This is a genomic window from Sphingobacterium sp. MAE, from assembly GCF_056711605.1.
The window spans coordinates 5,122,760-5,147,209 of sequence record NZ_CM160044.1; the positions used below are offsets into that span (position 1 = coordinate 5,122,760).

Consider the following 24,450-nt stretch of genomic DNA (forward strand, 5'->3'; position numbering starts at 1 on the left):
ATAAAAATATGAAAAAGATAATTGGCTATTTATTGATATGTACGAGCATTATAGCAGGCTGTAAAGATAATGATGATGTACAACGGGATCCGATTACTTATGGAAATACATACTTCAAATCAGCTTTAAAAACAGATATGTCTGTGTATAAGCCTGGAGATCAGGTAAAGTTTACTTTAGAAGATAAGACGACAAAAAACCTGATGGTGTGTTACAGTCATTTGGGTAAAGTGCTAAACGAAGAAAGTTTGTCCAACACAAGTTGGGTCTGGACACCACCTTCAGATGATTTTAAGGGCTATTTGGTGTATGTTTATAAAAGTGATGATGCGGAAAAAATCCCACTTTATAGCATTGCTGTTGATGTTTCATCAAAATGGACCAAATTTCCAAGATATGGTTTTGTTTCCAAATATGATAAAATGTCGCCAGATGCGATTGAACAAAACATTGAAAACCTGAGTCGCTTTCATATCAACGGTGTTCAGTTTTATGATTGGAAATACGATCATCAAAAGCCACTGGCTGGAACGCCACAAAATCCGGCAGCAAGTTGGCCGGACTTGATCGGACGTATTAATTATAAATCTACTGTTGATGGTTACATCAAGGCGATTCACGATAAGGGAATGAAAGCGATGTTTTACAATTTGCTTTTTGGAGCATTGGACCATGCATTTAGTGATGGTGTCAGCGAAGAGTGGTATATTTTTAAGGATCAAAAACATCAGGAAAAAGACATGCATCCACTGGGTCTTCCTTTTCGCAGTAGCATATACCTGACCAATCCGGCAAATGTCAGCTGGCAGCACTACTTAAATAATCGGCATAAGGACGTATATGATGTGTTCAATTTCGATGGATTTCATATTGATCAATTGGGAGACCGAGGAAAAGTATATGATTATAATGGACATGAAGTCAAACTCGATCAATCTTATTCTTCTTTTATCGAGGCTTCAATTGCGGCATTTCCTAAAAAATTTCACGTCATGAATGCGGTGACTAATTATGGGCAGGAAAATAGCATTTCCAAAACAGGAGTTGATTTTCTTTATACTGAGGTCTGGGATCCTTTTAATTCTTTCGATCAATTAGTGGGGATCATTCGGGATAATTACCGTTACAGCAACTATAAAAAAAATAGCGTATTAGCAGCTTATATGAATTATGGGCGATCAAATCAAGTTGGATTTGTCAATGAACCAGGTATCTTATTGACCAATGCGGTGATTTTTGCTAATGGAGGTGCACATTTAGAGATTGGGGAGCATTATCTGACGAATGAATATTTTCCTAATAACAATCTACAGTTAAAAGGAACATTGAAAGATAAGCTTATTACATATTATGATTTTATGGTTGGGTATCAAAATCTGCTTCGTGATGCTGGACAAGCTTTTCAATATGAAGTGAAGGGGGAGCATGCGGACTTTTCGATTATAAATGGAAGTGCTGTACAAGGACGAATCAGTACTTACGGGCGAAAATTGGCCAATAGAGATGTGATTCATTTTGTCAATTTCAAAGATGCTACGACCATGGAATGGCGCGATACAAATGGTACACAAAAAGAACCGAATGTATTGAGAGATTTTATTATTCATATTCCAGTTTCTAAAACCGTAAAAAGAGTATGGATGGCTTCGCCAGATATAAATGTCGGAGCCGCTATTGAATTGCCTTTGAATCAAAATGGAAATGAATTGACCATCACATTGCCTAGTCTTAAATACTGGGATATGGTTGTCTTAGACTATGAATAATGCAGAAAAATATAAAAATAATTTTACAGATATTACTATGGAGCTTCGGAGTTTTACATAGTACATTTGCACAAGAAAAACAATCAGGTAAAGGATGCAATAGTTATACGATAGCACACGATATCGTTACATTTAACTGCGATGCGGGAGCAAAACTACAGTTACAGTTTAATAGTCACTCGGTTGTAAGGGTTTGGTTTGATCCGACAGGGAAGCTGCAAAGGAGCAATCCTTCTTTTGCAGTTTTTGAAGAACATTTAGAAGATGTAGGGACAATCCATGTAAACGATGAACCAGCTAGTTTTGAGATTTATACCTCTAAATTGCGCATACGACTGAATAAGAGTCCGATGCAGCTTCTTATTTATGACAAATGGCAGAAGCTCATTTTTAGTGATTATAAAGATCAAGGTTATATCCATCGGGGCAACCATATAATTGCTAATAAATCAATGCGTAGTGATGAGCAGTTTTATGGTCTTGGTGAAAAAACAGGGCCTCTCAATAGACGTGGGCGTTCTTATAAAATGTGGAATAGTGATAAGCCGTGCTATAGTACCCAAGAAGACCCATTGTATAAAAGTATACCCTTTTTTATGAGTAATTATAACTATGGTATTTTCTTGGATAATACATATAAAACTGAGTTTAAATTTGGTACAGAATCAACAGAATCTTATTCTTTTGAAGCTCCAAATGGTGCATTTATATATTATTTTATTTTTGGTAAGGATTATAAGGAAATTCAAAGCCAATATATTGGGTTGACGGGAAAACCAATTATGCCTCCAAAGTGGGCTTTTGGTTTTGCACAAAGTCGCGGGATGTATACCAAAGAGGATCAGGCATTGGAAATTGCTGCGCAATTTCGTCAAAGAAAAATTCCCTTGGATATCATTTATCAAGACATTGGGTGGACTCAAAATCTGCAGGATTTTGAGTGGCGAAAAGGAAATTATAAAGATCCGAAGTCGATGTTGCAAAAGTTGAGAAGTGACGGCTTTAAGATGATCTTATCCCAAGATCCAGTGATTGCGCAAGCAAATAAGAAACAGTGGGAACAAGCCAATGAAAAACATTTTTTCGTGCAGGATAGCCGTACGGGTAAGGCATACGATATGCCTTGGCCCTGGGGAGGAAATTGTGGTGTTGTTGATTTTACAATACCAGCTGTGGCAGACTGGTGGGGGCAATTGCAGCAAAAACCCATTTCAGATGGAGCACATGGATTTTGGACAGATATGGGGGAACCAGCTTGGAGTAATGAAGAAGATGTAGATCGTCTTTATATGAAGCACCATGCGGGTATGCACGATGAAATTCATAATGTATATGGTCACACATGGGATAAGGTCGTGAAAGAGCAATTTGAAAAACGAAATCCCAACAAACGAGTTTTTCAAATGACCAGAGCAGCCTATGCAGGTCTGCAACGCTATAGTTTTGGTTGGTCTGGAGATAGCGGCAATGGAGCAGATGTACGCGAAGGATGGGGACAATTGGCAAATCAAGTTCAAGTAGGGATCTCTGCGGGCTTGGGTGGAATACCGTTTTGGACAACAGATATTTCAGGGTATTGTGGCGATATTACGGACTATCCGGCTATGTCCGAGTTATATACTCGCTGGATGCAGTTTGGCATATTTAATCCCTTGAGCCGTGCGCACCATGAAGGTGATAATGCGGTAGAGCCTTGGCTGTTCGGTGAAGCCGCCGAGAAAAATGCGAAAGCAGCGATTGAACTGAAATATCAGCTTTTCCCGTATTTGTATTCTTATGGTCGAATTGCTCACGATATAGGGATCCCAATTATGCGCGGATTATTTATGGAATATCCACAGGATGTACAGGCCAGTAAAATTGATGATCAATTTATGTTTGGAGAGAAATTATTAGTTGCTCCTGTTTTGAAAAAAGGAGAGCGCGTTAAAAAACTTTATTTGCCAGATGGCGAATGGTATGATTTTAACGACAAAAAAACAATATATTTAGGTGGACAATTCGTCACTTATCGTGCTCCTTTAAGTACCATTCCAATATTTGTCAAGAAAGGGTCGATCGTACCGATGATGCCTGTCATGCAGTATATTCATGAAGACGTAAGCTATCCAATAATGGTTCATATTTTTCCTAATTATGAAGATGAAAAAGCGAGTTTTACCTTATATGAAGATGATGGAGAGAGCTTGAACTATAAAAAAGATATTTTTTCGACAACGATATTTGTTTGTACAACTACCACGACAGGATTGGAAACAGAAATTTCGGTTTTGGATCAAGGATATAGCCCCACAAAAGGTAGAGGGTTATATGTCTATTATCATTTGGAAACTAAACCTGCTCAAGTCTCGATAGGAGATGAGATCTGTAAAGAAGTAAAAGGATTTTCAGTGAATGATCTGTTGGCTTCAAAATATGGCGATGCGGTTTGGATGTGGGATGCCGACCAGCAAGTATGTCTGGTCAAAACAATCGATAACAGAAGTAATCTCAAGGTCAATATTCAATAATTTTATCCTTACATCACAATAATTTTGTATCTTAGTAAGATAGCACTTGCAGCTAAAACGTATGTCAAAATAATGAGTTATTCGGTGAGTAGAGAAATGGGGAGGTAGTAAGTTACTGATAAATAGATTGATGTAGGTGGGGTTCGATTCCCCTACGGGCTACACATCTTGAAGTCAAAACATACAAAAGCCTGCAAATTAAACGTTTGCAGGCTTTTTGTTTTTTACAGCATCCTGATTCATTCAATTATTCGGGATCATACCGAAAGTTTGGGGGGTAAAGTTTTTAAGGGATCATACCGAAAGTTTGGGGGGTAAAGATTTTTAAGCATACAATTTCATCACTCTGTACAGGAAGAATGTTGTGTCCCTAACGCCACGGAAGACGCTCCTGAAAGCTTTGAGCTTTGCATTGAAAGATTCTGCTGAAGCATTAGTGCTTCTGTTGTCGAAGTAGTGTAGGATATATTGATGATGTGCCGCAATGGATCTTGCTACGCTCTCAAAAGAGGCGATGCCCGCATTCTCAACCTGATTATGCCACAGTCCCAGCTTGGTAAATGCTATCTTTTTGTCCCTGCATTTATTGAATATGTCCCCCAGGGCAATTCCAAGGTCATAAGCCAGCTTTAGTTTGGGAAACCGCATGAACAGCAATTCAGTCCGGTTTTTCTGGCTTTCTGACCATCGGCTGGGATGCTTGAACAAGAGGTGTCATTCCTTTTAGTTTTGAATTTGAAAGATATCTAAATAACTGATATTCTGAGTCTAATGATAAATATTCTGCAGAAATATTTATGGCAATAAGTTCTAAATCACTCAATTTTAGTTTAATAGGTTTAAAATAAAATCGTAAATTGCATCTAGGTTATTCATAGTGTGTTCGATTGGTAGTCAATACAATATACGATTTTTTTTCGTATTATGAATAACCTTTTATAATGCACTACGAGTTAATTTAATTTCAAAAACATATTATTATGGGAACAACATTTTTTAAAACTATCAAAAACACAGTTAAGTATTGGTATTTACCTTTAATTGTAGGTATTTTACTGGTGATTATGGGATTGTACATGTTTAGCATTCCACAAGCCACTTACCTGTCTCTGGTGCTGTTTTTCAGTGCGTCATTTTTGGTTTTCGGGATTATGGAACTTGTATTTGCAATACAAAACAAGGATAATCTGGACAATTGGGGCTGGTATCTGGTAGGTGCTTTGCTGGATCTTTTTGTAGGGATTATATTATTTTTTCAGCCGCAGGTGGCATTTGTTGCTTTGCCCTATTTTATTGGATTTTCATTGATGTTCCGTTCTGTACAGGGGATTGGTTTTGCCTTTGATCTCAAAAGCTATGGCGTTTTGCAGTGGGGGAATCTGGCGCTGATCAGTTTTCTTGGCCTTATCGGGTCTGTTATTCTTATTCTTAATCCTGTTTTAGCCGGAATTTCTCTGGTTGTTATAACAGCTGTGGCATTTATTTTTTCAGGTATCTCTGCAATAATTCTTGCATTCAATCTCAAAAAACTGAAAAACTATCCAAACAAAATCAGCAAAGAGTTGAAAGACAAAATTGAATCACTTAAAAATGAATATCATAATGAACTTAATAAATAAAACTTTTTCATAGGCATATTTATATTTTTTCTGAAGTCATGCACAATCGCCTCTTCATGGGTGATTGGTTTCCAAATCATGGCGATTTCATATATTTGTCTTTTAAAGATTAATTTATCTAACATTTCAAATTGGATTATTACAAGGTAAAGTTGCCATCATTACAGGCGCAACAAGAGGTATCGGGAAAGGTATTGCAGAAGTTTTTGCCAAAGAAGGCGCAAAAATAGCATTCACCTACGCCGGTTCTGTAGACAAAGCAAAAGCATTAGAATCAGAATTAAGTAATATTACAGAAATCAAAGGCTATCAGTCCGATGCGTCGGATTATGATGCTGCCCAAAAGCTGGTAGAAGATGTATTGGCAGAGTTTGGGACGATTGATATTCTGGTAAACAATGCCGGGATTACCAGAGATAATCTGATGTTAAGAATGTCCAAAGACGATTGGGATACGATTATCAAAGTTAATTTGGATTCTGTTTTTAACCTGACCAAAGCGGTTATCAAGCCAATGATGAAGGCCAAATCGGGCTCAATTATCAATATGACTTCTGTAGTAGGCGTTAAAGGGAATGCGGGGCAGGCCAATTATGCGGCTTCTAAAGCTGGTGTTATTGGTTTTTCTAAGTCGATTGCATTAGAATTAGGATCCAGAAATATCCGTTGCAATGCCGTGGCACCAGGTTTTATAGAAACCGAAATGACGGCCGCCCTTGATGAGAAAACCGTACAGGGATGGAGAGATGGTATCCCGTTGAAACGGGGTGGACAGCCGGAAGACGTGGCTAATGCCTGCGTTTTCTTAGCAAGTAATATGTCTTCCTACATCACCGGCCAGGTTCTGAATGTTGACGGCGGAATGCTGACATAATAGAATTTAATATTCAATAAAAAAGACTTTTGATTTCAAAGGTCTTTTTTATTGTCTTAATGCCAGGTAAATTATTTTTACTCAATATAAATAACCTCTCGTATAGGCTTTTTTCATCCTAAGCCTAATCAGGAAAAGAAGAAAAAGTGCTAATTTAGAGTTTCTATAAAATTTTGTAATGAAAGTAGCACTATTTATCCCCTGTTATATAGATCTGATTTACCCCAAAGTCGGTATTGCCACACTTGAGCTTTTGGAGCGATTGGGCGTAGAGGTCACAGTACCTTTGCAGCAGACTTGTTGTGGACAGCCTATGGCCAATGAGGGCGATCAGAAACATTCTATAAGGACAGAAACTCAGTTTTGTGAAAATTTTAAGGATTTGAATTTTGATTATATCGTTGGGCCGGCAGGGAGTTGTGTCAAGCACGTCAAGCTCCATATGGATGCAATTCCTCAAACCGAAACTGTTACAGAAATCCGTCACAAAACCATAGAATTAGTAGAGTTTTTACACGATGTTCTCAAGATAGAAGAATTCCCTTGGGCAGATTTCCAGCATACGGTGGCTATCCATAATTCCTGCAGTTCTATCCGCGGCTTACACATTGCATCCCGTTTTGAGTGGCAGGAACCTTACTTTAATAAAACCGAAGATCTGTTAAAGAAGGTGTCAGGAGTTAAAGTAGAAACGATTGACAGGCCACAAGAATGCTGTGGCTTTGGTGGGACGTTTTGTGTAACCGATGAAGCGGTGAGTGCCAAGATGGGGCAGGACAAAGTTGCTGATTATACAAGACATCAGGTCGAGTATGTAGTTTCGCCGGATATGTCTTGCCTGATGCATCAGGAAGGCATTGCCAAAAGAGAAAAGTCAGACCTCAAATTTGTACATATTGCTCAGGTTTTGAATAACGGACCATTCTAAAAATCACAAACAATGGGAAAAGTAAACGTAGAAGATAATGCGAGAAAATTCATCAAACAGGATGATATTCACGAGGCGCAACACGATAAAAATCTTTATAATACTATCATTAAACGTAGTAAAGTATCCTCTGAGATTCCGGAATGGGAAGAGCTTAGGAATCTGGCTTCGCAAATCAAGGAACATGCGCTGACGCATTTGGATCACTACATTGAACAGTTTGCAACAAAAGCAGAGGAAAACGGTATCACAGTTCATTTTGCAAAAGATGCCGATGAACATAATGCTATTGTTTTTGATATTTTGAATTCTCACGGCGCAAAGCGCATCATCAAAAGCAAATCGATGTTGCAGGAAGAATGCGGGATGACACCTTTTCTTGAAGAAAGAGGAATTGATGTCCTGGAGACCGATCTGGGTGAGCGAATCCAGCAACTATCAGACGAGCGCCCAAGTCATATTGTAATGCCTGCCATCCAAAAAACGACAGAAGATATTGCCAAACTATTTGCAGATAAAATTGGTACGGATCCCAACGATGATGATCCGCATTCTCTCGCAGAAGCAATGAGGAACAATGCCCGGCCCAAATTTTTGGTGGCAGATGCCGGGATGACAGGCGCCAATTTTGCCGTTGCCGAAACCGGTACTTTTGTAGTCTGTACTAATGAAGGTAATGCCGATCTTACTGCAAGCATTCCACCGCTTCATATTGCCAGTATTGGTATAGAAAAGATCCTGCCGAAGGTAGAAGATCTGGGTGTTTTTATCAGACTACTTTCCCGCAGTGCTTTAGGGACGCCGGCAACGCAGTATACTTCTCATTTTTCAGGCCCAAGAGAAGGATCTGAGATGCACATTGTACTCACAGATAATGGTAGGAGCAAACGATTGTCTATGGACAAATTCTGGCATTCTCTCAAATGTATCCGTTGTGGTGCCTGTATGAATACCTGCCCTGTGTACAGAAGGAGTGGCGGATTGTCTTATGGTGCTACTTATTCCGGCCCGATTGGGATTATTCTGGATCCTACTTTTGATGAAGACACCTATTCAGAATTACCTTTCCATTCATCGCTTTGCGGCTCCTGTACAGAGATCTGCCCCGTTCATATTAATATTTCGGACCAGATTATCGAGTGGCGAAAAGTGATGATGGAGAAAAATAAAACACCTTTTGGCAGAAGGCTGGCATTTGCTGCTGCTGACCGAATGCTGGGCAGTGCAACTGCTTTTAAAATGATGGAAAAGACCACTTACAATATGCTGAATATTCTCCCAAAATCTCTATTGGAAAACAGCACGTTGGATCCTTGGGTAGAAGACCGTGAATTGCCTGACGTGAAAAAAGAAACCTTCAGAGACTGGTACAAAAAAAACCGAAAAAACAATGACTAAAGAAGAATTACTGAGTTCGGTAAGAACCAATCTTGCTAACCGCGAAAAAGTGGATTATCCCGCCATCCCGGATTATAAAAAGCCAGGGACAGATCTTAAAGCTGTTTTTGAAATTAACGCCAAAATTGCTGCCGTCGATTTTTATGATGTCGCATCGGTAGAAGAAGCGCAGGAAATTATGCGAAAAAAGCTTCCTGATGCTAAGGTCACTTGCTCTGCAACGCCTGAATGGAGAGGGAATAAAGATATACACGTGCAAAAGCCCGCGGATCTTAATGATGTGGATTTGGGTATTTTCCGTGCAGAGTTTGGTGTGGCGGAGATGGGAATGGTCTGGGTCACCGAAAAATCTCTGGTTACCAATTCATTAGGTTATTTATCTCAACACCTCGCTGTTTTGCTGGATCCTGAAGATTTGACCGAAAATATGCATACCGCCTACAAAAGAGTAGATTTTCCACACTCACATTATGGCTGTTTTGTGATGGGGCCATCTGCAACAGCGGACATCAGCGCCGTTTTGGTACACGGTGCACAGGGCGCACGGACATTGACTTTGTTCTTTCTGAAAAAACCTGTGCTCTAAAATGACAATTAACGGAAAGCTTTACAGCAACATCCTTTTGGTTTTTGCTCTGGAATCAGAAGCCGGAAAAGAATTTGAGAGTTTTAATAAATTGTTTGTTGGTGTAGGAAAAATTAAAGCGACTTATCATCTTGTAAAAGCCATTCAAAAATCTAAGCCAGATCTCATAATCAATTTGGGAACAGCAGGAAGTACAGTTTTTGACAGAGGAACTATTGTTAACTGCAACCGTTTTATCCAGCGGGATATGGATGTAAGAGCATTGGGTTTTAAGAAATTTGAGACGCCATTTTCTGATGAACCAATTCTTTTGGAATATGGAATTAAAACAAGCCATCTCCCGAACGGGATCTGCGGTTCCGGCGACCAATTCGAAATGGAGCATATCAATCCTGAATATAATGTCATCGATATGGAAGCTTTTGCGTTGGCGAAAGTCGCTGAGCAGGAAAAAATCGATTTTCTATGTTTGAAATATATTTCTGATGGAGCAGACGGAAATGCTGCTGATGATTGGACACAAGAAGTCAAAAAAGCTTCAATCGCATTAAAAAGAGAACTAGATAGTCGTTCCTTAACAAAACCCACTATTTAATTTATATTTAAAAACAGGATTAGAAAACAGCATAATTTGTATCTTATAAAATAAGAAAATAATTTTCTGTTTCAGTAGTTCCATCATTTTCTTCATGTTCCAAGCGGTTGCAACTAGTAATGCATTGATTTGTGGTCCCGTTTCTCCCAGGAAGTAATTTTTTGCCAGCCTAAAATCGGTTTTTAAATGTCCGATGATAGGTTCTATTGCCGCTCTGGTTCTAAATTTTTTGCGCTTTGTCTGCTTTTGATAAGCAGTGTCTTTTTTTTCTTGGAGTGCTTGGGATGGAGATTTTCACGCCTTTTATTTCTGATTTTCCTCTGCCACCTCTATCGTAAAGGAGTTCTTTTGGGAGCTTTTGACCACCGGTTTCCATCTGTTCCAAAAGTGGTTCTATGGTGTGACCATCGTAAGGAGTTTGCAAAAATGCTTTAATCCCGAGAATGATTTTCTTGCCTTTGTTGGCGGTGGTTATCAAACCTACCTTATTCCCAAATTCATACTGGCTATGCGCTTTTCCTTTGGCAATACATCGGGTAAAAGGCTTGTGAATGCTGTAAATTTTATCGGCATCGTTTCTTTTTTGTGTGACAACCTTGGTGTACAATGTCATTAAATCTTTATAAAATTCTTGCTGTTCTGCATTAAAATTCCGTTGCAATTCACGAATCAGTCTCATGGCGATGGTTTTGAGCTGTCTTTGAGATTTCCTTGCCGCTTTTGCCCGCTTGGGATGTTTTCCGTTGTAGGTGTTGCGCACCATTTGTTTGCTGACTTTTGTGTAGCGTTGTCTTTGTTTTATGCCTTCATTTCCGGCTATTTTGTTGCAATAATCAATCACTTTTTTGCACAATTTTGCATCGGTAGGAAAAGAGGTATTATTCTCCTGAACGGTAGTATCGGACAAAACAAAATTTGAGGTGTTCGTCTTGGCATCGTGCATTCTTACGCTGTAGGCAAAGATTTTTTCGATACCTTTTTCGCCAATTCTTTTTCGGAAATGAACAAAATTACTCGGGTCACAAGGAAATTCCTGTTCAAAGAAAACCCTGCCACAAAAATGCTGCATATAAGGATTCATGATCCAGGCTTTTTCCAACGTCTCATCGCCCAAATTATACAAATGTTTCAGTAGCAAACAACCCACCATAAACCGAATCGGATGGCTCGGATTGCCCACTTTGGAATACAAGGACGAAAATTCTTTCTCAAAATAATTCCAATCTATTTTTTCTGAAAGTAGAACAAGTTCATGCTCGTGGTCAATAAAATCCACCAACATTGGGCGGAATAATTCTGGCTTCTTTTCTGGATTTTTCCCCAACATATTTGCAAGGTTTTAAAGCTCTAAGATACAAATTCTTGCAATAAAAAACAAGCTATTTTAAACCCAAAATACTAATAATCAGTAAATTATAGGTGGTTTAAGGAGAGACTATATAAGGAACTTGTTGCCATGGGAATATGATGACGCGTTAACAACATTATGTACAGATTGTCATATTAAAGTTCATGAAACAGAAGGGGTTCCAATTTATTTTGACAAATGATTATCAGAGAAAATATTAACTGAAACTTGTGAAAGATGTGGCGGAACAGGGTTTCTTCCTGAATATAATTACTATCAAGGAGGTATTTGTTTTGCTTGTCAAGGTACTGGAATGAGGATACCTTGGAGTGATTAAAGAGACTGCGTACAACATGGGTTTTGCAAAAGCGGGGTGAATGTCCCTTGCGTTGACGATTTTCGCAATTTCAGCCGCAAAAACCATTTCGTTTTTTATTTTTTTGTAAGTTTGAAAAAACGAAAATGGATTTTGCTCGGTTCAGTTTTTAGTTGAACTTTTAGTTTGTAAAAGCCCCGCCTTCGCAAAGCCCTTTTCCGTTAATATTTCATTCTTACATCACAGAAATTTTGTATCTTAGCAGCATAGCACTTGCAGCTAAAACGTATGTCAAACCAGTGAGCGATTCGGTGAGTTGGGAAAGGGATGGTTGTAAAATATTGATAAAGAGATTAATGCCCGATAGGTTCGATTCCCCTACGGGCTACAAAAGCGACTCTCAATAGAGTCGCTTTTTTTTTTAATCATATCTTCTTTATTTCATAAACACAAATTAGCAAGTTAAACGCAATATTAAAAATTAGGTCTTCTCTTTGCCAAAAATGCATCCACTCCTTCTTTAAAATCATCCGTTAAAAACAGATTTGAAAAATGGTCTATTTCGACTTGATATCCATCTTTAGCTTGATCATCACATGCATTGACCGCATCAATAGCGGCAGCAACAGCCGTTGCTGATCTAGAGAAAATCCGGAACAAGACTTGAATCACCCGTTCCATTAAACTCTCGGGGGGTACGACCTCATTGATCAATCCCATTCTAAATCCATCATCAGCACTGATCATGTCTGCTGTAAGTATCAGCTGCAACGCCCGTCCACGCCCGACTAATTGGGTTAATCTTTGAGTACCACCGTATCCTGGGAGAAGACCTAAAGAAACCTCTGGAAGCCCTAATTTTGCGTTATCCGAAGCAAAACGCATATGACAAGCCATCGCTAATTCTAAACCACCTCCTAAAGCAAAACCGTTTACTGCAGCGATAACAGGTTTCTTAGATTTTTCGATCAGTTCTGTAAAAATATAGTGCCCCTTTTTAGAAAGAGAATGGGCAGCTGCTTGACCAAGAGCAACAAATTCTTTAATATCGGCACCTGCAACAAATGCTTTTTCACCTGCGCCAGTAATGATGATTCCTTTAACCTCTATATTCCCTTGAGCAGAGATGAGAGCAGCTTCCAGATCATCTAGTGTTTGATGATTGAGAGCATTCAATGCAGAAGCTCTATTGATCGTAATAAGAGCAATATGCCTATCAACTTGATATAACAGATTTTGATATTCCATAAATTTAAAAATTTAAATGAAGTGAAACGCCATACGTATCACGAGATACATGAGGTAAATTCAAATAGGTTAACCTCCTTTTATATTCGACTCTCAATATTTTAAAAATATTATCAATCCCTACGATTCCTTCCATGTAGGGTTGATTGCCCATCACTTGTGTCTTGTAAATACCTTGATCATCGCGATCAAACTGGATGAGATCTTTATTTATATTGGGATTATTACGATCGCTCAATTTTCCATAATAAAACTTAAATCCTGTTACCTCACGCCATTTTAAGCGCTGTAATAAAGGGATTCGATTGAAAATGTAACCATCCCAATGGTGATAATATGCAAACTTAACGAAACGATCTGCAACAAACTCCATATTTGATATCAAATCAAAATTTTGTAATGGACCTGATTTATCCGCCTGAATATCTGGCATTTCCAATAGCGGGTAATATAATGACCCCCATATCTTTCCAGCGTTCAGCTCCATATCTGCAGTTCCAGCAGGAGACAGGAAGACCTTTTTGAAAATTTTAAATCGCAAGGCATCATAGCGTTGATTTGCATTCCAGAATCCATCTAAACCTTTATTGTACTGCAATGTCAAAATCGGAAATTTATTACGGATTTGTGTTCTTACTAAATTACGATAATAGAACTGCTCTCCAGGAGCCCATCGCAAAGTAACCTGCACGTCATTGGTATTAATACCTGGAATAGTATCTGGCGATGCATTTGAAGTAACAAAAGACAAATCACCAGCTGCTTTACGTTCGTGACGAGTCAAGGTCGACTTGACACTAAAATGATTGCCAAATTCGATCAAATGTTCTAATCTATAAATATCATTCCACAACCATTTAGTCGGTTTATTTCTTCTAAAAGACTGGAAAAACCCATCTCCTTTCAAATAGCTAAGACCACGACCAGGTTCCATAACGTCATGCTGAACAGTCGCTGAAAGATAATGCGCAGGAAACCGTACAATAGACTGACCGTTTAATGTATGCGCCACATTCAAATAATATTTCAGCTTATGATCCTTGGTGCCATAAGCAGTATACCCCTCGAAAAAGAATTTATTGGACAGTAACTCTGTAGTCCTTCCACCTAACCGTATTCTACTTCCCTCGATTTCATTAAAGCTATAAGTATACTCTAATGGGCCAAATTCAAATTTACCAACATTATAATAACTTCGCACGAGGAAATAACCTATCGCTATCAATCGATTGACAGATTTCATCTCGGATAGCGAATCAATATTGGTATAGGTATTTGCTTCTGTCTGTGTCAAAGGCACTACACGAACACGATCCCATTGAACAGTATCTTTTTGATCTACATAGCGTTTCTCAATAGGAATACCGGAGAAAATTTGATCACTGATCGGATCATCTTTATATTTTGAGTAGTAAGTTTCTTTCTTTCCATACAACGCATTTGCTTTACTCGTTCCAAATAAAATCTGAAGATTAGATCGCTTAGGGATCATTTGACCAGCAGAATGCCTTTCAAACTCTAAACCGATATTGATGGAATTTACCCAATTGATATTTGCCTCTTCACCAAGTTCCATATCCGCATAATAAACAGCATATCGATCATCATCAGAAATCCAAATAGATCCTTTAAATAATACATCCATTTTTGACTTGGCTTCAAAATACAATTCAATATACTTGAGACCATTATGAACTAAAGTATCCTTAATGGAATACTTGTAAAATGATGGAGCATTTCCTGCTATTGGACTGAGAAAAGATTTACTGATCAACTGAATGTTGTTCTCATAAATGTCGATGTTTCGAAATTGATCTTGAAAATAACTTTGGATATTGGCATTATTGATATAACGCTTATTTAATTCCGTTACTTTATGACCTATAATGATTTTTTTCCTTCTAGAAGGTTTAAAAGTAGAATATACTTCTGAAACATTCTCTTCTAAGAAAAAAGGTAAAATAGAACTCCCTGGTATACTGATTGTATCTTTATTCTCAAACAAAAACCGCAACTTACGAGGGAGCTTATCTACTCTAGCTTTTAAATCTACAGTCCCGAATTGTGATTTCTCATACTCCTCGTATTGAATGTGGTTTAATCTGGAGATATGATTTGCGTCTTTATGAGCAATGACATTTTCGATTAATGCCAAAGCAGGATCCTTATATTTACGACCTTTAGCGTGGACCACTACTTCTCCGATCTTATTTTCTTTACCAAATAAAAAAATATTCAAAATAGAGTCTTGAACCACATTAAGATCAATTAACTTAAGTTCATAACCAACTGCCCGAAAGGCAATTTGATCAAATTCATCCCGCAGGGTAATATTAAAATTACCGAGGGTATCAGCAGAAGTACCACCATGATGACCACTCCAAGAAATACTAGCTAAAGGGATCCCTTTTCCAGTTTTACCATCGATGACACGACCTTTAATATTTCGTTGTGCGAATCCTAGGCTTGTCAAAATACCCAGCACAACAGCAATAATAAAAAGTCTTTTTATTGTAGTTATAATCGGTATTAAAAACATCATGAATATCTGCAATTACTTATTCTACTGACAATATACAATTTGTCTATAAATTATAGAGCATGAAATAAAAATAAAAAATGCATAGCTTATATAAACTATGCACGCAATATTCACAAATATTATACCATCTAAATTAACTCCATAAAACAATTAGGGTAGACACCGATTAAAATCGTGGTTTTGCAGATGCCGATTATCATCTATGAAAATTAACTTCCTCTTTAATTTCATTGGCTTATTCGGTAAAATAAAGCGATTAAATCGAAAATAAGAGCAAGGCATCAATTCAATAAATCAGGTGTAAAGAATTCAAATTGACTAATTATTAACAAAAAGAATGTCAAATACTCACTTTTTATTTACCCAAAATTTGTCATCAGAATTGTCAATGATATGCTAACACTTGCCTTCAAATTCTTTAGATCTTTATGTTACTATTTACAACGGCTCAACCCATAGATGGCTAATACATCATGTCTATAAATGTTATGTTGTTTAAAATAGTGAATAAAGGAGTAAACCGAAAATCCTCAATATAGTAGGTAACAGGGAAAGCCGAAAACCTGGAAAAGAGTAGGCTCCAATTTAAAGTTTATGCTTTTGACCTATAAAAGCACTAAGATTATGGCAACATCTTGGTTTAAATACACAGGAGGAGACCCAAGTCAACCCTGCAGTTACACTGCCATTAGTGGCAACCCGAACTGCCCACCACCTAAGCAAAGACTTTGCGCCATTTTTGCTCAGGTACAGCTTATCGGCGGAGTGGCAAAACCTGTCATTACAGGAGCCCTACAGGCTGAGATTACTGTAGCGCTGATGACAAAAACAGAATCTGTAAATGTACGACTCTGTCCATAATCTTATCGAAATAGTTATTTCAAAATCGCTCCAAAACAGGAGCTATTTAAAGAAAATATTGTTAACAATACCCAAAGGCACTGCAGGCTGGAGGGAAAATAGGAGCATACCGAAAATCCTGAAAAGAGTAGGTTAACAGGGGAAGCCGAAAACCTGGTCTCAGAGTAGGCAAAGATTTAAATTTTATGATTATGCCTAATTCATTTTTATATGATGGAAGTGGTTCAATAAATGATCCACTTAACTACACAATAGTTACAGGTACACAAAATTGTCCATCTCCAAAACAACGCATTTGTACGATTAATGCGGAAGTACAATTGATTGACGGAATAGAGAGGCCTGTAATCACAGGTCCTTTGCAAGCTGAAATTACAGCTGCAAATATGACCAAACAGGAATCTGAAAATGTTCGATTAAGACCTAATTAAGGTTTTATACAATAAGGTTTACTCATTAAGAAATACAGGATGCACCTCTTTGTTGCACCCTGTGTTTCTTAAATGCATTATTTCGGGTCCATAACCACTTCAATACAGTTATTTATTCCTAATACCTGCAAGAAGTATTATACAGGTTCTTTTCCTTGTCAATTATTCTCCAGAACCGATTTGCCAATAAATTGGCAATTATTTTGTCCTTCAGATCGGCATCTGTTTTCTTTTCACTATTAGTAACTTCCGGAAGTTTCCAGTGTATACTTAATTGAATATCTTGCAATTCAGGGTCTGTGGCGCGTGCCACAATAGGTTTTCCATTGTCCGGAATACGGGTATCTTTAAAAATAATGGTGTCGCGCCGCAACTATTGTGGCTTAAAGGTTGTCACCACCTCCATCTCACCAATCGGAATCCAGTCGGCATAGGATTTGCTGCATAGAACATGGGGAATATCCCAGTGTCCAGTACACGAAGATTGACAACCGTTCGGGTGCGCCACTCTTCTTGGATAATACCACGCTCTGCCTCGATATCGTTGTCGTTATTGGTGATATTGGAAGACCAGTCGAAAAGCATCAAAAGGGCCGTATCTAACAGGCCACAGATACGAACAGGAATATCCGTGAGCCTAAAAATGGTATGATCATAACCTGTTGTGGCGTTGATATTGCTACCAAAGCGGATTCCTCACTTTTCGAGCGTACTGACCAACGTATTGCCAGGAAAATGTTTGGTACCGTTAAAGTCCATATGTTTCAAAAATAAGCCATCCTCCTTTCCTGCTTCTCTTCCTGAGCCGAACCAACATACTGTATGAGGTGAAAATCGGCATAAACTATTATTCTGCCGTATATAATAACATAGGCCATTTGCCAGCTGTCTTGACTTGACGGCCGTATCCAGTACCAAGTCCTTCCCGTAGCTCACACCACCATAAAAACAAACCAGCAGCAGAAAATATAATTTTTCATTTTCAATCATGCGTTATGGTTTATGCCGTTCTGTCAATACAAATACCTTCAGTTCTCGTTCCTCTTCCCGCAGATCCAATCCATAAGTGTTCAACTGTGCACGCAAAGCAGGAATATCTTTCCAGCCATTTAACTGCAAGTCCATATCTACCATTGCACTATAACCTGTCTCATCAAACACAGGTGGATTACCATACTGTTGATTGAGTTGCCACACAAGCAAATCCAGTTTTTGATTTCTGATGATCATGTTTGGAGGATCGAGCTTGACATCTCCAGCTTTTGGTATCCCCTTGCTCCGTAAACGATCAATACTATCACTTCGTACCAAAATCAAAGATTTCATTTTTCTCTGTTCAAATCGGCCATATAGACCAAGCAAATGATCCAGATCATGAATGGTGGTTAAGGCGACTTCTTTATCATTTTGTCCAGTAGCAGGACGAACAGATTCATAACAGATGTTAGTTTTATTACGAGAAACTAAATTATATTCTTTTTTATCCTGAAGTCCAACATACATGCTAGGATCTTTAACTTCTAACACGATACTGGTGGGATCCAATGTAAAAAAGGAATCTAAAACCTGCATCCACCTGCTGGTATAGATATTTAGAATCGGTAAATTGATAATGTAATCCCGACGGGTTCTTTTTACTGAATCAATCATTGTACCCGAGCGCGTTTCTACACCATCCTGATAAGCAGGAAAAACCGCTACATAATGTTTCGAAATTTTGCCTGTGAAACGCTCATGCCCTTGTATAATCAAGGCTGTTTTTTCATCTACAGCAGATACAAAATCATTTTTAAGAGGTAATTCCGGATCTTTTCCGGCCAAGATCATCTTGATGTTATGCCGGTCTACATAGTCTCCCTCTGTAAAAGCAAGCACCTTACCTTTATAGATCCAGACCAGATGCGAAACCAAGATATGCGGGAATAAGGTGTTCAATGTTTTATTCTCGACCACCCATGGGATCTGCACCCCTCGTATACTTAAAAAACTATTGGGGTTCGTCAGGTATTTTTTTATAAAGTCTGCATTTTCACGGGCGATCATCCCTGGGCTATACAACTCTCCGCCGACAACTGTCATGATCTTGACACGGTCGCCAAATTCTTTTTGCAATTGATCCTTATGAGGCAAACCTCCTATACAAGAACTACAAGTCGTGTACATAAAATCTAAGATCAACAAGCGGTCGGCATAGTCCGAAAGCTTTCCTGAAGTTAGTGTTCCGTCCGCATGTACAATTTTGTCCAAGAGAACCTCAGGAACCTGATCTCCAATTTTTAAACCTTTTTCCTGTGCCTGCATCAATTGGGTATGCCTCTCCTCTTCATTATCTTGCGCATATATACCTCCCTTTAGCAAGCATAGCAAGAAGCCGATCAATATAATCTGTATCTTCATTTTATTTTGTTTTTTAATAATAGTAATGAGTGAATAGAGACAAGGTCACTAATCACTCGGTTACTGGTGACTTTTTAACCATATTAAATATTACCGTCTATTCTGCGGCAGATCTTCCCGTTCCAATACTTCTCGTGGTATCGGTAGCGCATATCGGAGATCATTTGGAGGTAGTGTATACATCTGTCCATCAATGGTACGCGTCAATGTCACTGCGTAGCGAGGATCTTTATTCAGTCGACGGAGATCGAACCAGCGAAGGCCACGATAAACCAATTCCTTGCGTCGTTCAGCAATAATCAAATCGAGGGCCTCTTGTGCAGTAGCCGCTACCAATGGGGTAAAATTATTGTCCCATCGTTTTGACCGTAGCAGATTGAGATCGGCCATAGCCAAAGTGGTATTCCCTGCCCGTGCACGGCATTCGGCACGTATGAGGTACACCTCATCTGTTGCTAATCCGGCAAAAATATTATAGGGTTGGTACGAACCGGTAAAAGCGAACGGCTCTGTAATATCAGGTCCAAAAAATATATCTTTTCGCAAATCGTCGGTTACATACATTTGATAAATGGCAGGTAATATCCTTCCATTCCCAAAGGGTACATTCCCTCCACTATGGTAACTATAAAGCACTTCGGCATTATAAGCTTCCAATGGTACATAACTATCTGCGTCCAAATCTTTGTAATCAATCAAGGTACTGTAACGTTGCAAGCAGGCATCAGCATGTAATAATGCATTTGGATAATCTCCCATACTCAAATATACCCGAGCTAACGCAGCCTGAGCAGCTGCACGTACAGGCATGGGGATAGTCCGCGAGGGAATATCCGATGGTTGCCGATCTGGTAATAAAGTTACAGCCTCTTGTAGATCTGTAAGAATGCGATCATAGGTCTGTTGCACCGTGCCCCTGCTAATAGCCTCGCTCAAGCTAGGCGTCAATTTAAGTGGAATCCCTAGCTCTTGGTCTGCTGCAGCTGGATCGTAGGGCAGCGTAAAGGCTTGTGCCAAGCTGAAAAAAGACATAGACCGCAATAATAACGCAGCACCGTTGATACGGCTCCATTCGGTCTGTTGGGAAACTGAAGGGGTGATTTTCGATAGGGTCTCTAGGATTTGGTTGGCTACCTGAATTCTTTTATAAGGACCCGACCAATTGCCAAATTGCACTTGAGCATCAGCTTGCCAAATAGACGTCTGCCGATCCTCTAGGCTCATGGTATTAAAACCTGAACTATTCAATACATAATCATCTGAAGAAACCTCGACTGCCTGCGGTAGAAATTCTCCATTGATACCATTATTTAATAATGCCTGACAGTCTTGGAGGGTAGCGGGAACAACCTGGCTCTTATCAGGTTTTAGATCCAGATACCGCTCACAGGAGCTAAGTATAATTCCCAAGCCTAGAATTACATATATGAAGGTCATTTTCATCTTATTCATCTTTTAAAAATTAGCATTCAATCCGATTGCAACTATCCGGGGAGCACTATATCCAGGTTGATAATCTGGATCGAGCTTCTGTTTATTGGTGCGCCAAATGAGGCCTAGATTGTTCATATTAACAAAGAAGCGGGCTGCACGCATTCCCCAAAGTGGTTTATCCAGGGTGTAGCCAAGTACCAAATCTTGCAAACGAATATGATCCCCCTTCTCCACCAAAACGGCTGACTGCTCGTAAAATTCGTTTCTATTGGAATCATTGGGATAAATAAAGGATGGCACATCGGTTTTCTGCTCGTCACTTGGCTGCTGCCAACGCAAACTATAATCAGAATGACCTTCTTTAATTCCAGGGCTGAGAAAGCTTGGTAGAAGAGCAGAATAATTAACACTTTCGCGTCTAAAATAATAACCAAACTTGCCCGTGATATTCGCAGACAGGCTAATATTTTTAAATGTAAACGTATTGCGGAATCCGGATATATAGGTGGGCGTGCTCGGTCCAAAATAGTGTAATTGGCTAGGATCACTAGCAAAAATAGCGCTGTAATCTTTACTGATTTGTCCATCAAGATAGCCTTGCGGATCACCAGTTAAGGGATCCAGACCGCCCCAAGCGTAGGCAAAAAGTGCCGAAGCAGGCTTGCCGACCATATGAATACTATTGACTGCTGCTATACCAGTTCCCACAAAGCTTTGGCTGGTCGGTGGATTAGTTGGTTTGTAGGCTGTCACCCTATTGGCAGCATAACTTACGAAAAAATCGGTAGTCCAACCGATATGGCTTGTAGGAGAAAGGTTAACAGAATGTAGGCTCAAATCAAAACCTTTTGCTTTTAAAGCGGTATTATTGTATAATGCGCCAAGAAATCCAGTGCTATAGCCTAAGGGAGCGAAGAAGAGCAGATCTTGGGCATTTTTGGTATAATACTCAATACTACCGGATAATCGCTTATCCCGAAGTCTAAAGTCCAACCCTAGATTGAGCATGCCAACACGCTCCCAGCGCAAATCATCATTGGCAGGACGAAGCAAATTGGCATAGGGTAAATTATAATTATAGTCTGGGTATTGCTCATATTGAATCGTACTGAAAGCGCTGACCAATGGATTGGTATTGCCCTGATAACCATAGCTACCCCGCAACCGTAAATACGGTAATGCTGTCAGTGCATAAAAGGGTTCTTTGGAAATTTCCCAGCTGGCCCCGGCCGACCAAAAAGGAACCCCCTTTTGATTGGTATTGACGCCAAAAAGATTGGCTGCATCCTTACGTGCACTCCCTGATAGTGTATACCGGTCTAAATAAGTATAAGCAGCATTGACATAGCCCGACACAAAGCGCTGAGTTTGATCAGAAAAAGAAATTTCGCTAGGTAAAGTTTGATAGGCCCCAAAATTGATGATACGCATCGTATTGTTGACCTCCGCAAAAGTCAAGTTATCCTCGTCATAGCCATACACCGTTCGGGTATTGGACGTCCGATTATTTTCTCTGCGCTCAAAACCGATTACCGCCGTCAGCTGATGTTTATAGGTCCAATTTTGATCGATATTAATCTGCCCACGCAAATTAGATGTTCTGTTGTTACTATTGAACTGCTTTAAAATACCACCTAAAGGTAGATTGCGCAGGAGTTCACCGTTCGGAAATTGAGTTAGAAGATTGATTTTATTTCGGGTATAATAAGAATCCTCTCGATACAAGTCACGACCTTCTCCCAATCCCCTTCCATATTGGTAACTCAGCTCGGCCTTCAGAAAATTAGTAATCTTGTAACGCGCGGCAAGATTGAGCAACAGGTCGTAGTTTTTGATCGTGTTGTAGCTGTCTTCCATATCTTCTAGCGGACGGTACCGCCAGTCCAAATAACGAGGATCGGCCTGTTCATCCAGAAACTGACTGCGGATATCACGCCCCACCACCAAAGGATTTCCCGCTTCATCCGCTAAGAGCATATAGGGGTTTGTTCCCAATGTATACTGTAAACCAGGACTCTGAGATCCCCGCAAACGACTGAGCCTTTGGGTATAGAGGGTACTAGCACTGATCTCTAGATTGGTTAACGGTTTGTACGAAAAATCTGTCCGTAAGGTTGCTCGGTCGCTATTATTCGTACGTAGCTCTTGCAATTGCCGATCGTAACCCCCCGAGATATTATAGTTGAAGGACCTTGCACCTCCGGAGAATGCTAATGCATACTGTTGACTAACGGCTGGCCGATACGCATAGCGCAGGTAATCATGCCGTACATCCAGGTCACGCCACTGATCGATCTGTGCCTCTGCCTGACTCTCGGTGAGCTTGGGATTGGAACCTAATGTCTGTGCCCAAGTCTCTACTACTGGAGTCAGAAAAGGCCTGGAAGAGGTGTTATTGATCGCCGAGGTATAAGCACCCTCTTTAAACAAACGCGTCTCCACATCGATCCAGTCCGATGTGCTCATCTGCCTTAAACTGAACAGATCTGGTTTGGCGCTGACTGCCGTATTAGCAGTAACCGAAACAGATAATGGACGATCATAAGCTCCTTTTTTGGTTGTAATCACAATAACCCCATTGCCTGCCCGCGCCCCCCAGATCGAGGATGCAGCCGCATCTTTCAATACGGTAATGCTTTCCACATCATTGGGATTGATGCTACCGATATCACCATCATAAGGAAAATTGTCTAGGACGATCAAAGGCGGAACCGTTGCATTATCCATAGAACTTAACCCCCGGATACTCATATCTTCAGGACGAGGAGCACCACGATTACCTCTTCTATCTACCAATAAACTCGGAGTTAGTCCCTCCAAACGGGACAAGATATTAGCTCCATTACTTCTGTTGATCAGCTCTTTGTTCAAGAAATCGAAAGAACCTGTCGCCCGCTCTTTGGGTACCTCTTGATAGCCGGTATTAACAATAGTCACCTCATTCAACCCTTGTGGGAGCGGCACCATACGAATGATCAGCTCCACATCAGCCCCCGATACACTTACCTCTTTGGTTTCATAACCTATATAAGAAACCGAAAGAATCGCATCTCGACCAGGTACATTCCACATAAAGTCACCAGACTCACTACTGGTTATACCGATATTCGTTTGTGAACCTTTCAGCCTAATAGTCGCACCTGGCAAACCTTTTCCCTTTTCATCAACGACCTTCCCCCGAACAGTAATCTGCTGTACTGAAACCGCTACTCCTTTGACCGCAACCTGTGACCCCTTTGGTAAAGATCGGATCACAAAGGTTGCATCGTCTAGACTGTAAGCCAAAGGTTTACCTATCAGTAATACTTCAATCACCTCACGCACCGGTGTTGAACGAAAATTCACTGTAATTTTTTCTCCTGGATTTAACGCTCCAGACGGCCAAAGTACATCGTAGCCGGTCTGCTCTTTGATCTGTTGAATGACTTCCCGCAACGTTGTATGCTGTTTACTGTAGGTCAGCGTCTGCCCAAAACTAGCTGCACTGACTTGCATAAATGCCACAATCCATAAAACAACTGTCAATTTCATGATGCATAGTATTTTTACAATACGGCCTTTGGAGCCGTACCAGAATTTCGTATTTTTTTTATACAT

At 39.7% G+C, this 24,450-nt stretch carries 20 protein-coding genes and 1 pseudogene; 10 read left to right on the top strand and 11 right to left on the bottom strand.

From position 1 onward, the window contains the following. Positions 1 to 8: 8 nt before the first annotated feature. Positions 9 to 1,766: an endo-dextranase gene (locus AC06G9_RS21800; RefSeq protein ID WP_480957237.1), complete on the top strand. Its 1,758-nt coding sequence runs from the start codon at positions 9 to 11 to the stop codon at positions 1,764 to 1,766. Continuing rightward, positions 1,766 to 4,276 carry a glycoside hydrolase family 31 protein gene (locus tag AC06G9_RS21805; protein WP_480957238.1) on the top strand — a complete coding sequence of 837 codons (2,511 nt, stop codon included), beginning with the start codon at positions 1,766 to 1,768 and terminating at the stop codon, positions 4,274 to 4,276. The genes AC06G9_RS21800 and AC06G9_RS21805 overlap by 1 nt, the downstream gene beginning before the upstream one ends. 324 nt (positions 4,277 to 4,600) lie before the next feature. On the opposite strand, the gene AC06G9_RS21810 is transcribed toward AC06G9_RS21805, so the two are convergent. Next, complete coding sequence (locus AC06G9_RS21810; protein WP_480957239.1) at positions 4,601 to 4,984, bottom strand: ISL3 family transposase; 384 nt, start codon at positions 4,982 to 4,984, stop codon at positions 4,601 to 4,603. A gap of 272 nt (positions 4,985 to 5,256) precedes the next feature. Here AC06G9_RS21810 and AC06G9_RS21815 point away from each other — a divergent pair, with 272 nt between their 5' ends. From AC06G9_RS21815 to AC06G9_RS21840, 6 genes are all read left to right on the top strand, one after another. Continuing rightward, the gene (locus tag AC06G9_RS21815; protein ID WP_112375813.1) at positions 5,257 to 5,895 is read left to right on the top strand and encodes an HdeD family acid-resistance protein; all 639 of its coding nucleotides are present in this window, start codon (positions 5,257 to 5,259) and stop codon (positions 5,893 to 5,895) included. A 130-nt stretch (positions 5,896 to 6,025) separates the two neighbouring features. Beyond that, entirely contained in the window at positions 6,026 to 6,769 is a 744-nt protein-coding gene (gene fabG / locus AC06G9_RS21820) for a 3-oxoacyl-[acyl-carrier-protein] reductase (RefSeq protein ID WP_123249374.1), read from the top strand. A 178-nt stretch (positions 6,770 to 6,947) separates the two neighbouring features. Further along, positions 6,948 to 7,697 carry a (Fe-S)-binding protein gene (locus AC06G9_RS21825; RefSeq protein WP_031503813.1) on the top strand — a complete coding sequence of 250 codons (750 nt, stop codon included), beginning with the start codon at positions 6,948 to 6,950 and terminating at the stop codon, positions 7,695 to 7,697. A gap of 12 nt (positions 7,698 to 7,709) precedes the next feature. Next, complete coding sequence (locus AC06G9_RS21830) at positions 7,710 to 9,095, top strand: lactate utilization protein B (RefSeq protein WP_341831963.1); 1,386 nt, start codon at positions 7,710 to 7,712, stop codon at positions 9,093 to 9,095. Beyond that, positions 9,088 to 9,681: a LutC/YkgG family protein gene (locus AC06G9_RS21835; RefSeq protein ID WP_225540447.1), complete on the top strand. Its 594-nt coding sequence runs from the start codon at positions 9,088 to 9,090 to the stop codon at positions 9,679 to 9,681. The genes AC06G9_RS21830 and AC06G9_RS21835 overlap by 8 nt, the downstream gene beginning before the upstream one ends. A gap of 1 nt (position 9,682) precedes the next feature. Then, complete coding sequence (locus AC06G9_RS21840; protein ID WP_088469095.1) at positions 9,683 to 10,276, top strand: 5'-methylthioadenosine/S-adenosylhomocysteine nucleosidase family protein; 594 nt, start codon at positions 9,683 to 9,685, stop codon at positions 10,274 to 10,276. Here AC06G9_RS21840 and AC06G9_RS21845 read toward each other — a convergent pair. The 4 genes and pseudogenes from AC06G9_RS21845 to AC06G9_RS21860 form a co-directional block, all read right to left on the bottom strand. Then, positions 10,256 to 10,492: pseudogene (locus tag AC06G9_RS21845) on the bottom strand (IS5/IS1182 family transposase); the annotation flags it as partial. The gene AC06G9_RS21840 and the pseudogene AC06G9_RS21845 overlap by 21 nt on opposite strands. Before the next feature lie 4 nt (positions 10,493 to 10,496). Continuing rightward, positions 10,497 to 11,603 (bottom strand): IS5 family transposase, encoded by a 1,107-nt coding sequence (locus tag AC06G9_RS21850; RefSeq protein ID WP_480957240.1) that lies wholly within the window; start codon positions 11,601 to 11,603, stop codon positions 10,497 to 10,499. Positions 11,604 to 12,414: 811 nt separating this feature from the next. Then, on the bottom strand, positions 12,415 to 13,188 hold the full coding sequence (locus AC06G9_RS21855; RefSeq protein WP_480957241.1) for an enoyl-CoA hydratase/isomerase family protein: 774 nt from the start codon (positions 13,186 to 13,188) through the stop codon (positions 12,415 to 12,417). Between the two features lie 4 nt (positions 13,189 to 13,192). Beyond that, the gene (locus AC06G9_RS21860; RefSeq protein ID WP_480957242.1) at positions 13,193 to 15,730 is read right to left on the bottom strand and encodes a DUF5686 family protein; all 2,538 of its coding nucleotides are present in this window, start codon (positions 15,728 to 15,730) and stop codon (positions 13,193 to 13,195) included. A 624-nt stretch (positions 15,731 to 16,354) separates the two neighbouring features. On the opposite strand from AC06G9_RS21860, the gene AC06G9_RS21865 reads away from it, so the two are divergent. Both AC06G9_RS21865 and AC06G9_RS21870 read left to right on the top strand, forming a co-directional pair. Then, positions 16,355 to 16,591 (top strand): hypothetical protein, encoded by a 237-nt coding sequence (locus tag AC06G9_RS21865; RefSeq protein WP_293926631.1) that lies wholly within the window; start codon positions 16,355 to 16,357, stop codon positions 16,589 to 16,591. A 191-nt stretch (positions 16,592 to 16,782) separates the two neighbouring features. Beyond that, positions 16,783 to 17,022 (top strand): hypothetical protein, encoded by a 240-nt coding sequence (locus AC06G9_RS21870; RefSeq protein ID WP_293926634.1) that lies wholly within the window; start codon positions 16,783 to 16,785, stop codon positions 17,020 to 17,022. 118 nt (positions 17,023 to 17,140) lie between these two features. Here the strand turns inward: AC06G9_RS21870 and AC06G9_RS21875 are convergent, their stop codons facing one another. The 6 genes from AC06G9_RS21875 to AC06G9_RS21900 all read right to left on the bottom strand — a co-directional run bounded on the left by AC06G9_RS21875 (position 17,141) and on the right by AC06G9_RS21900 (position 24,384). After that, positions 17,141 to 17,395, bottom strand: coding sequence for a hypothetical protein (locus AC06G9_RS21875; RefSeq protein WP_293926637.1), 255 nt, complete (start codon positions 17,393 to 17,395; stop codon positions 17,141 to 17,143). A gap of 20 nt (positions 17,396 to 17,415) precedes the next feature. Further along, the gene (locus AC06G9_RS21880) at positions 17,416 to 17,607 is read right to left on the bottom strand and encodes a hypothetical protein (protein WP_293926639.1); all 192 of its coding nucleotides are present in this window, start codon (positions 17,605 to 17,607) and stop codon (positions 17,416 to 17,418) included. A 111-nt stretch (positions 17,608 to 17,718) separates the two neighbouring features. Then, positions 17,719 to 18,012, bottom strand: a complete 294-nt coding sequence (locus AC06G9_RS21885; protein WP_293926641.1) for a hypothetical protein — start codon at positions 18,010 to 18,012, stop codon at positions 17,719 to 17,721. 3 nt (positions 18,013 to 18,015) lie between these two features. After that, on the bottom strand, positions 18,016 to 19,419 hold the full coding sequence (locus AC06G9_RS21890; protein WP_293926644.1) for a TlpA family protein disulfide reductase: 1,404 nt from the start codon (positions 19,417 to 19,419) through the stop codon (positions 18,016 to 18,018). Positions 19,420 to 19,509: 90 nt separating this feature from the next. Continuing rightward, entirely contained in the window at positions 19,510 to 20,871 is a 1,362-nt protein-coding gene (locus tag AC06G9_RS21895; protein WP_293926647.1) for a RagB/SusD family nutrient uptake outer membrane protein, read from the bottom strand. A 3-nt stretch (positions 20,872 to 20,874) separates the two neighbouring features. Then, on the bottom strand, positions 20,875 to 24,384 hold the full coding sequence (locus AC06G9_RS21900; protein ID WP_293926650.1) for a SusC/RagA family TonB-linked outer membrane protein: 3,510 nt from the start codon (positions 24,382 to 24,384) through the stop codon (positions 20,875 to 20,877). Positions 24,385 to 24,450: the final 66 nt, after the last annotated feature.

Excerpts from the sequence above, each read along its gene's own strand:
- AC06G9_RS21800 (WP_480957237.1), top strand. The coding sequence starts at position 9 with ATGAAAAAGATAATTGGCTATTTATTGATATGTACGAGCATTATAGCA.
- AC06G9_RS21805 (WP_480957238.1), top strand. The coding sequence starts at position 1,766 with ATGCAGAAAAATATAAAAATAATTTTACAGATATTACTATGGAGCTTC.
- AC06G9_RS21815 (WP_112375813.1), top strand. The coding sequence starts at position 5,257 with ATGGGAACAACATTTTTTAAAACTATCAAAAACACAGTTAAGTATTGG.
- AC06G9_RS21825 (WP_031503813.1), top strand. The coding sequence starts at position 6,948 with ATGAAAGTAGCACTATTTATCCCCTGTTATATAGATCTGATTTACCCC.
- AC06G9_RS21830 (WP_341831963.1), top strand. The coding sequence starts at position 7,710 with ATGGGAAAAGTAAACGTAGAAGATAATGCGAGAAAATTCATCAAACAG.
- AC06G9_RS21835 (WP_225540447.1), top strand. The coding sequence starts at position 9,088 with ATGACTAAAGAAGAATTACTGAGTTCGGTAAGAACCAATCTTGCTAAC.
- AC06G9_RS21840 (WP_088469095.1), top strand. The coding sequence starts at position 9,683 with ATGACAATTAACGGAAAGCTTTACAGCAACATCCTTTTGGTTTTTGCT.
- AC06G9_RS21850 (WP_480957240.1), bottom strand. The coding sequence starts at position 11,603 with ATGTTGGGGAAAAATCCAGAAAAGAAGCCAGAATTATTCCGCCCAATG.
- AC06G9_RS21855 (WP_480957241.1), bottom strand. The coding sequence starts at position 13,188 with ATGGAATATCAAAATCTGTTATATCAAGTTGATAGGCATATTGCTCTT.
- AC06G9_RS21860 (WP_480957242.1), bottom strand. The coding sequence starts at position 15,730 with ATGATGTTTTTAATACCGATTATAACTACAATAAAAAGACTTTTTATT.
- AC06G9_RS21865 (WP_293926631.1), top strand. The coding sequence starts at position 16,355 with ATGGCAACATCTTGGTTTAAATACACAGGAGGAGACCCAAGTCAACCC.
- AC06G9_RS21870 (WP_293926634.1), top strand. The coding sequence starts at position 16,783 with ATGCCTAATTCATTTTTATATGATGGAAGTGGTTCAATAAATGATCCA.
- AC06G9_RS21880 (WP_293926639.1), bottom strand. The coding sequence starts at position 17,607 with ATGCTTTTCGACTGGTCTTCCAATATCACCAATAACGACAACGATATC.
- AC06G9_RS21885 (WP_293926641.1), bottom strand. The coding sequence starts at position 18,012 with ATGATTGAAAATGAAAAATTATATTTTCTGCTGCTGGTTTGTTTTTAT.
- AC06G9_RS21890 (WP_293926644.1), bottom strand. The coding sequence starts at position 19,419 with ATGAAGATACAGATTATATTGATCGGCTTCTTGCTATGCTTGCTAAAG.
- AC06G9_RS21895 (WP_293926647.1), bottom strand. The coding sequence starts at position 20,871 with ATGAATAAGATGAAAATGACCTTCATATATGTAATTCTAGGCTTGGGA.
- AC06G9_RS21900 (WP_293926650.1), bottom strand. The coding sequence starts at position 24,384 with ATGAAATTGACAGTTGTTTTATGGATTGTGGCATTTATGCAAGTCAGT.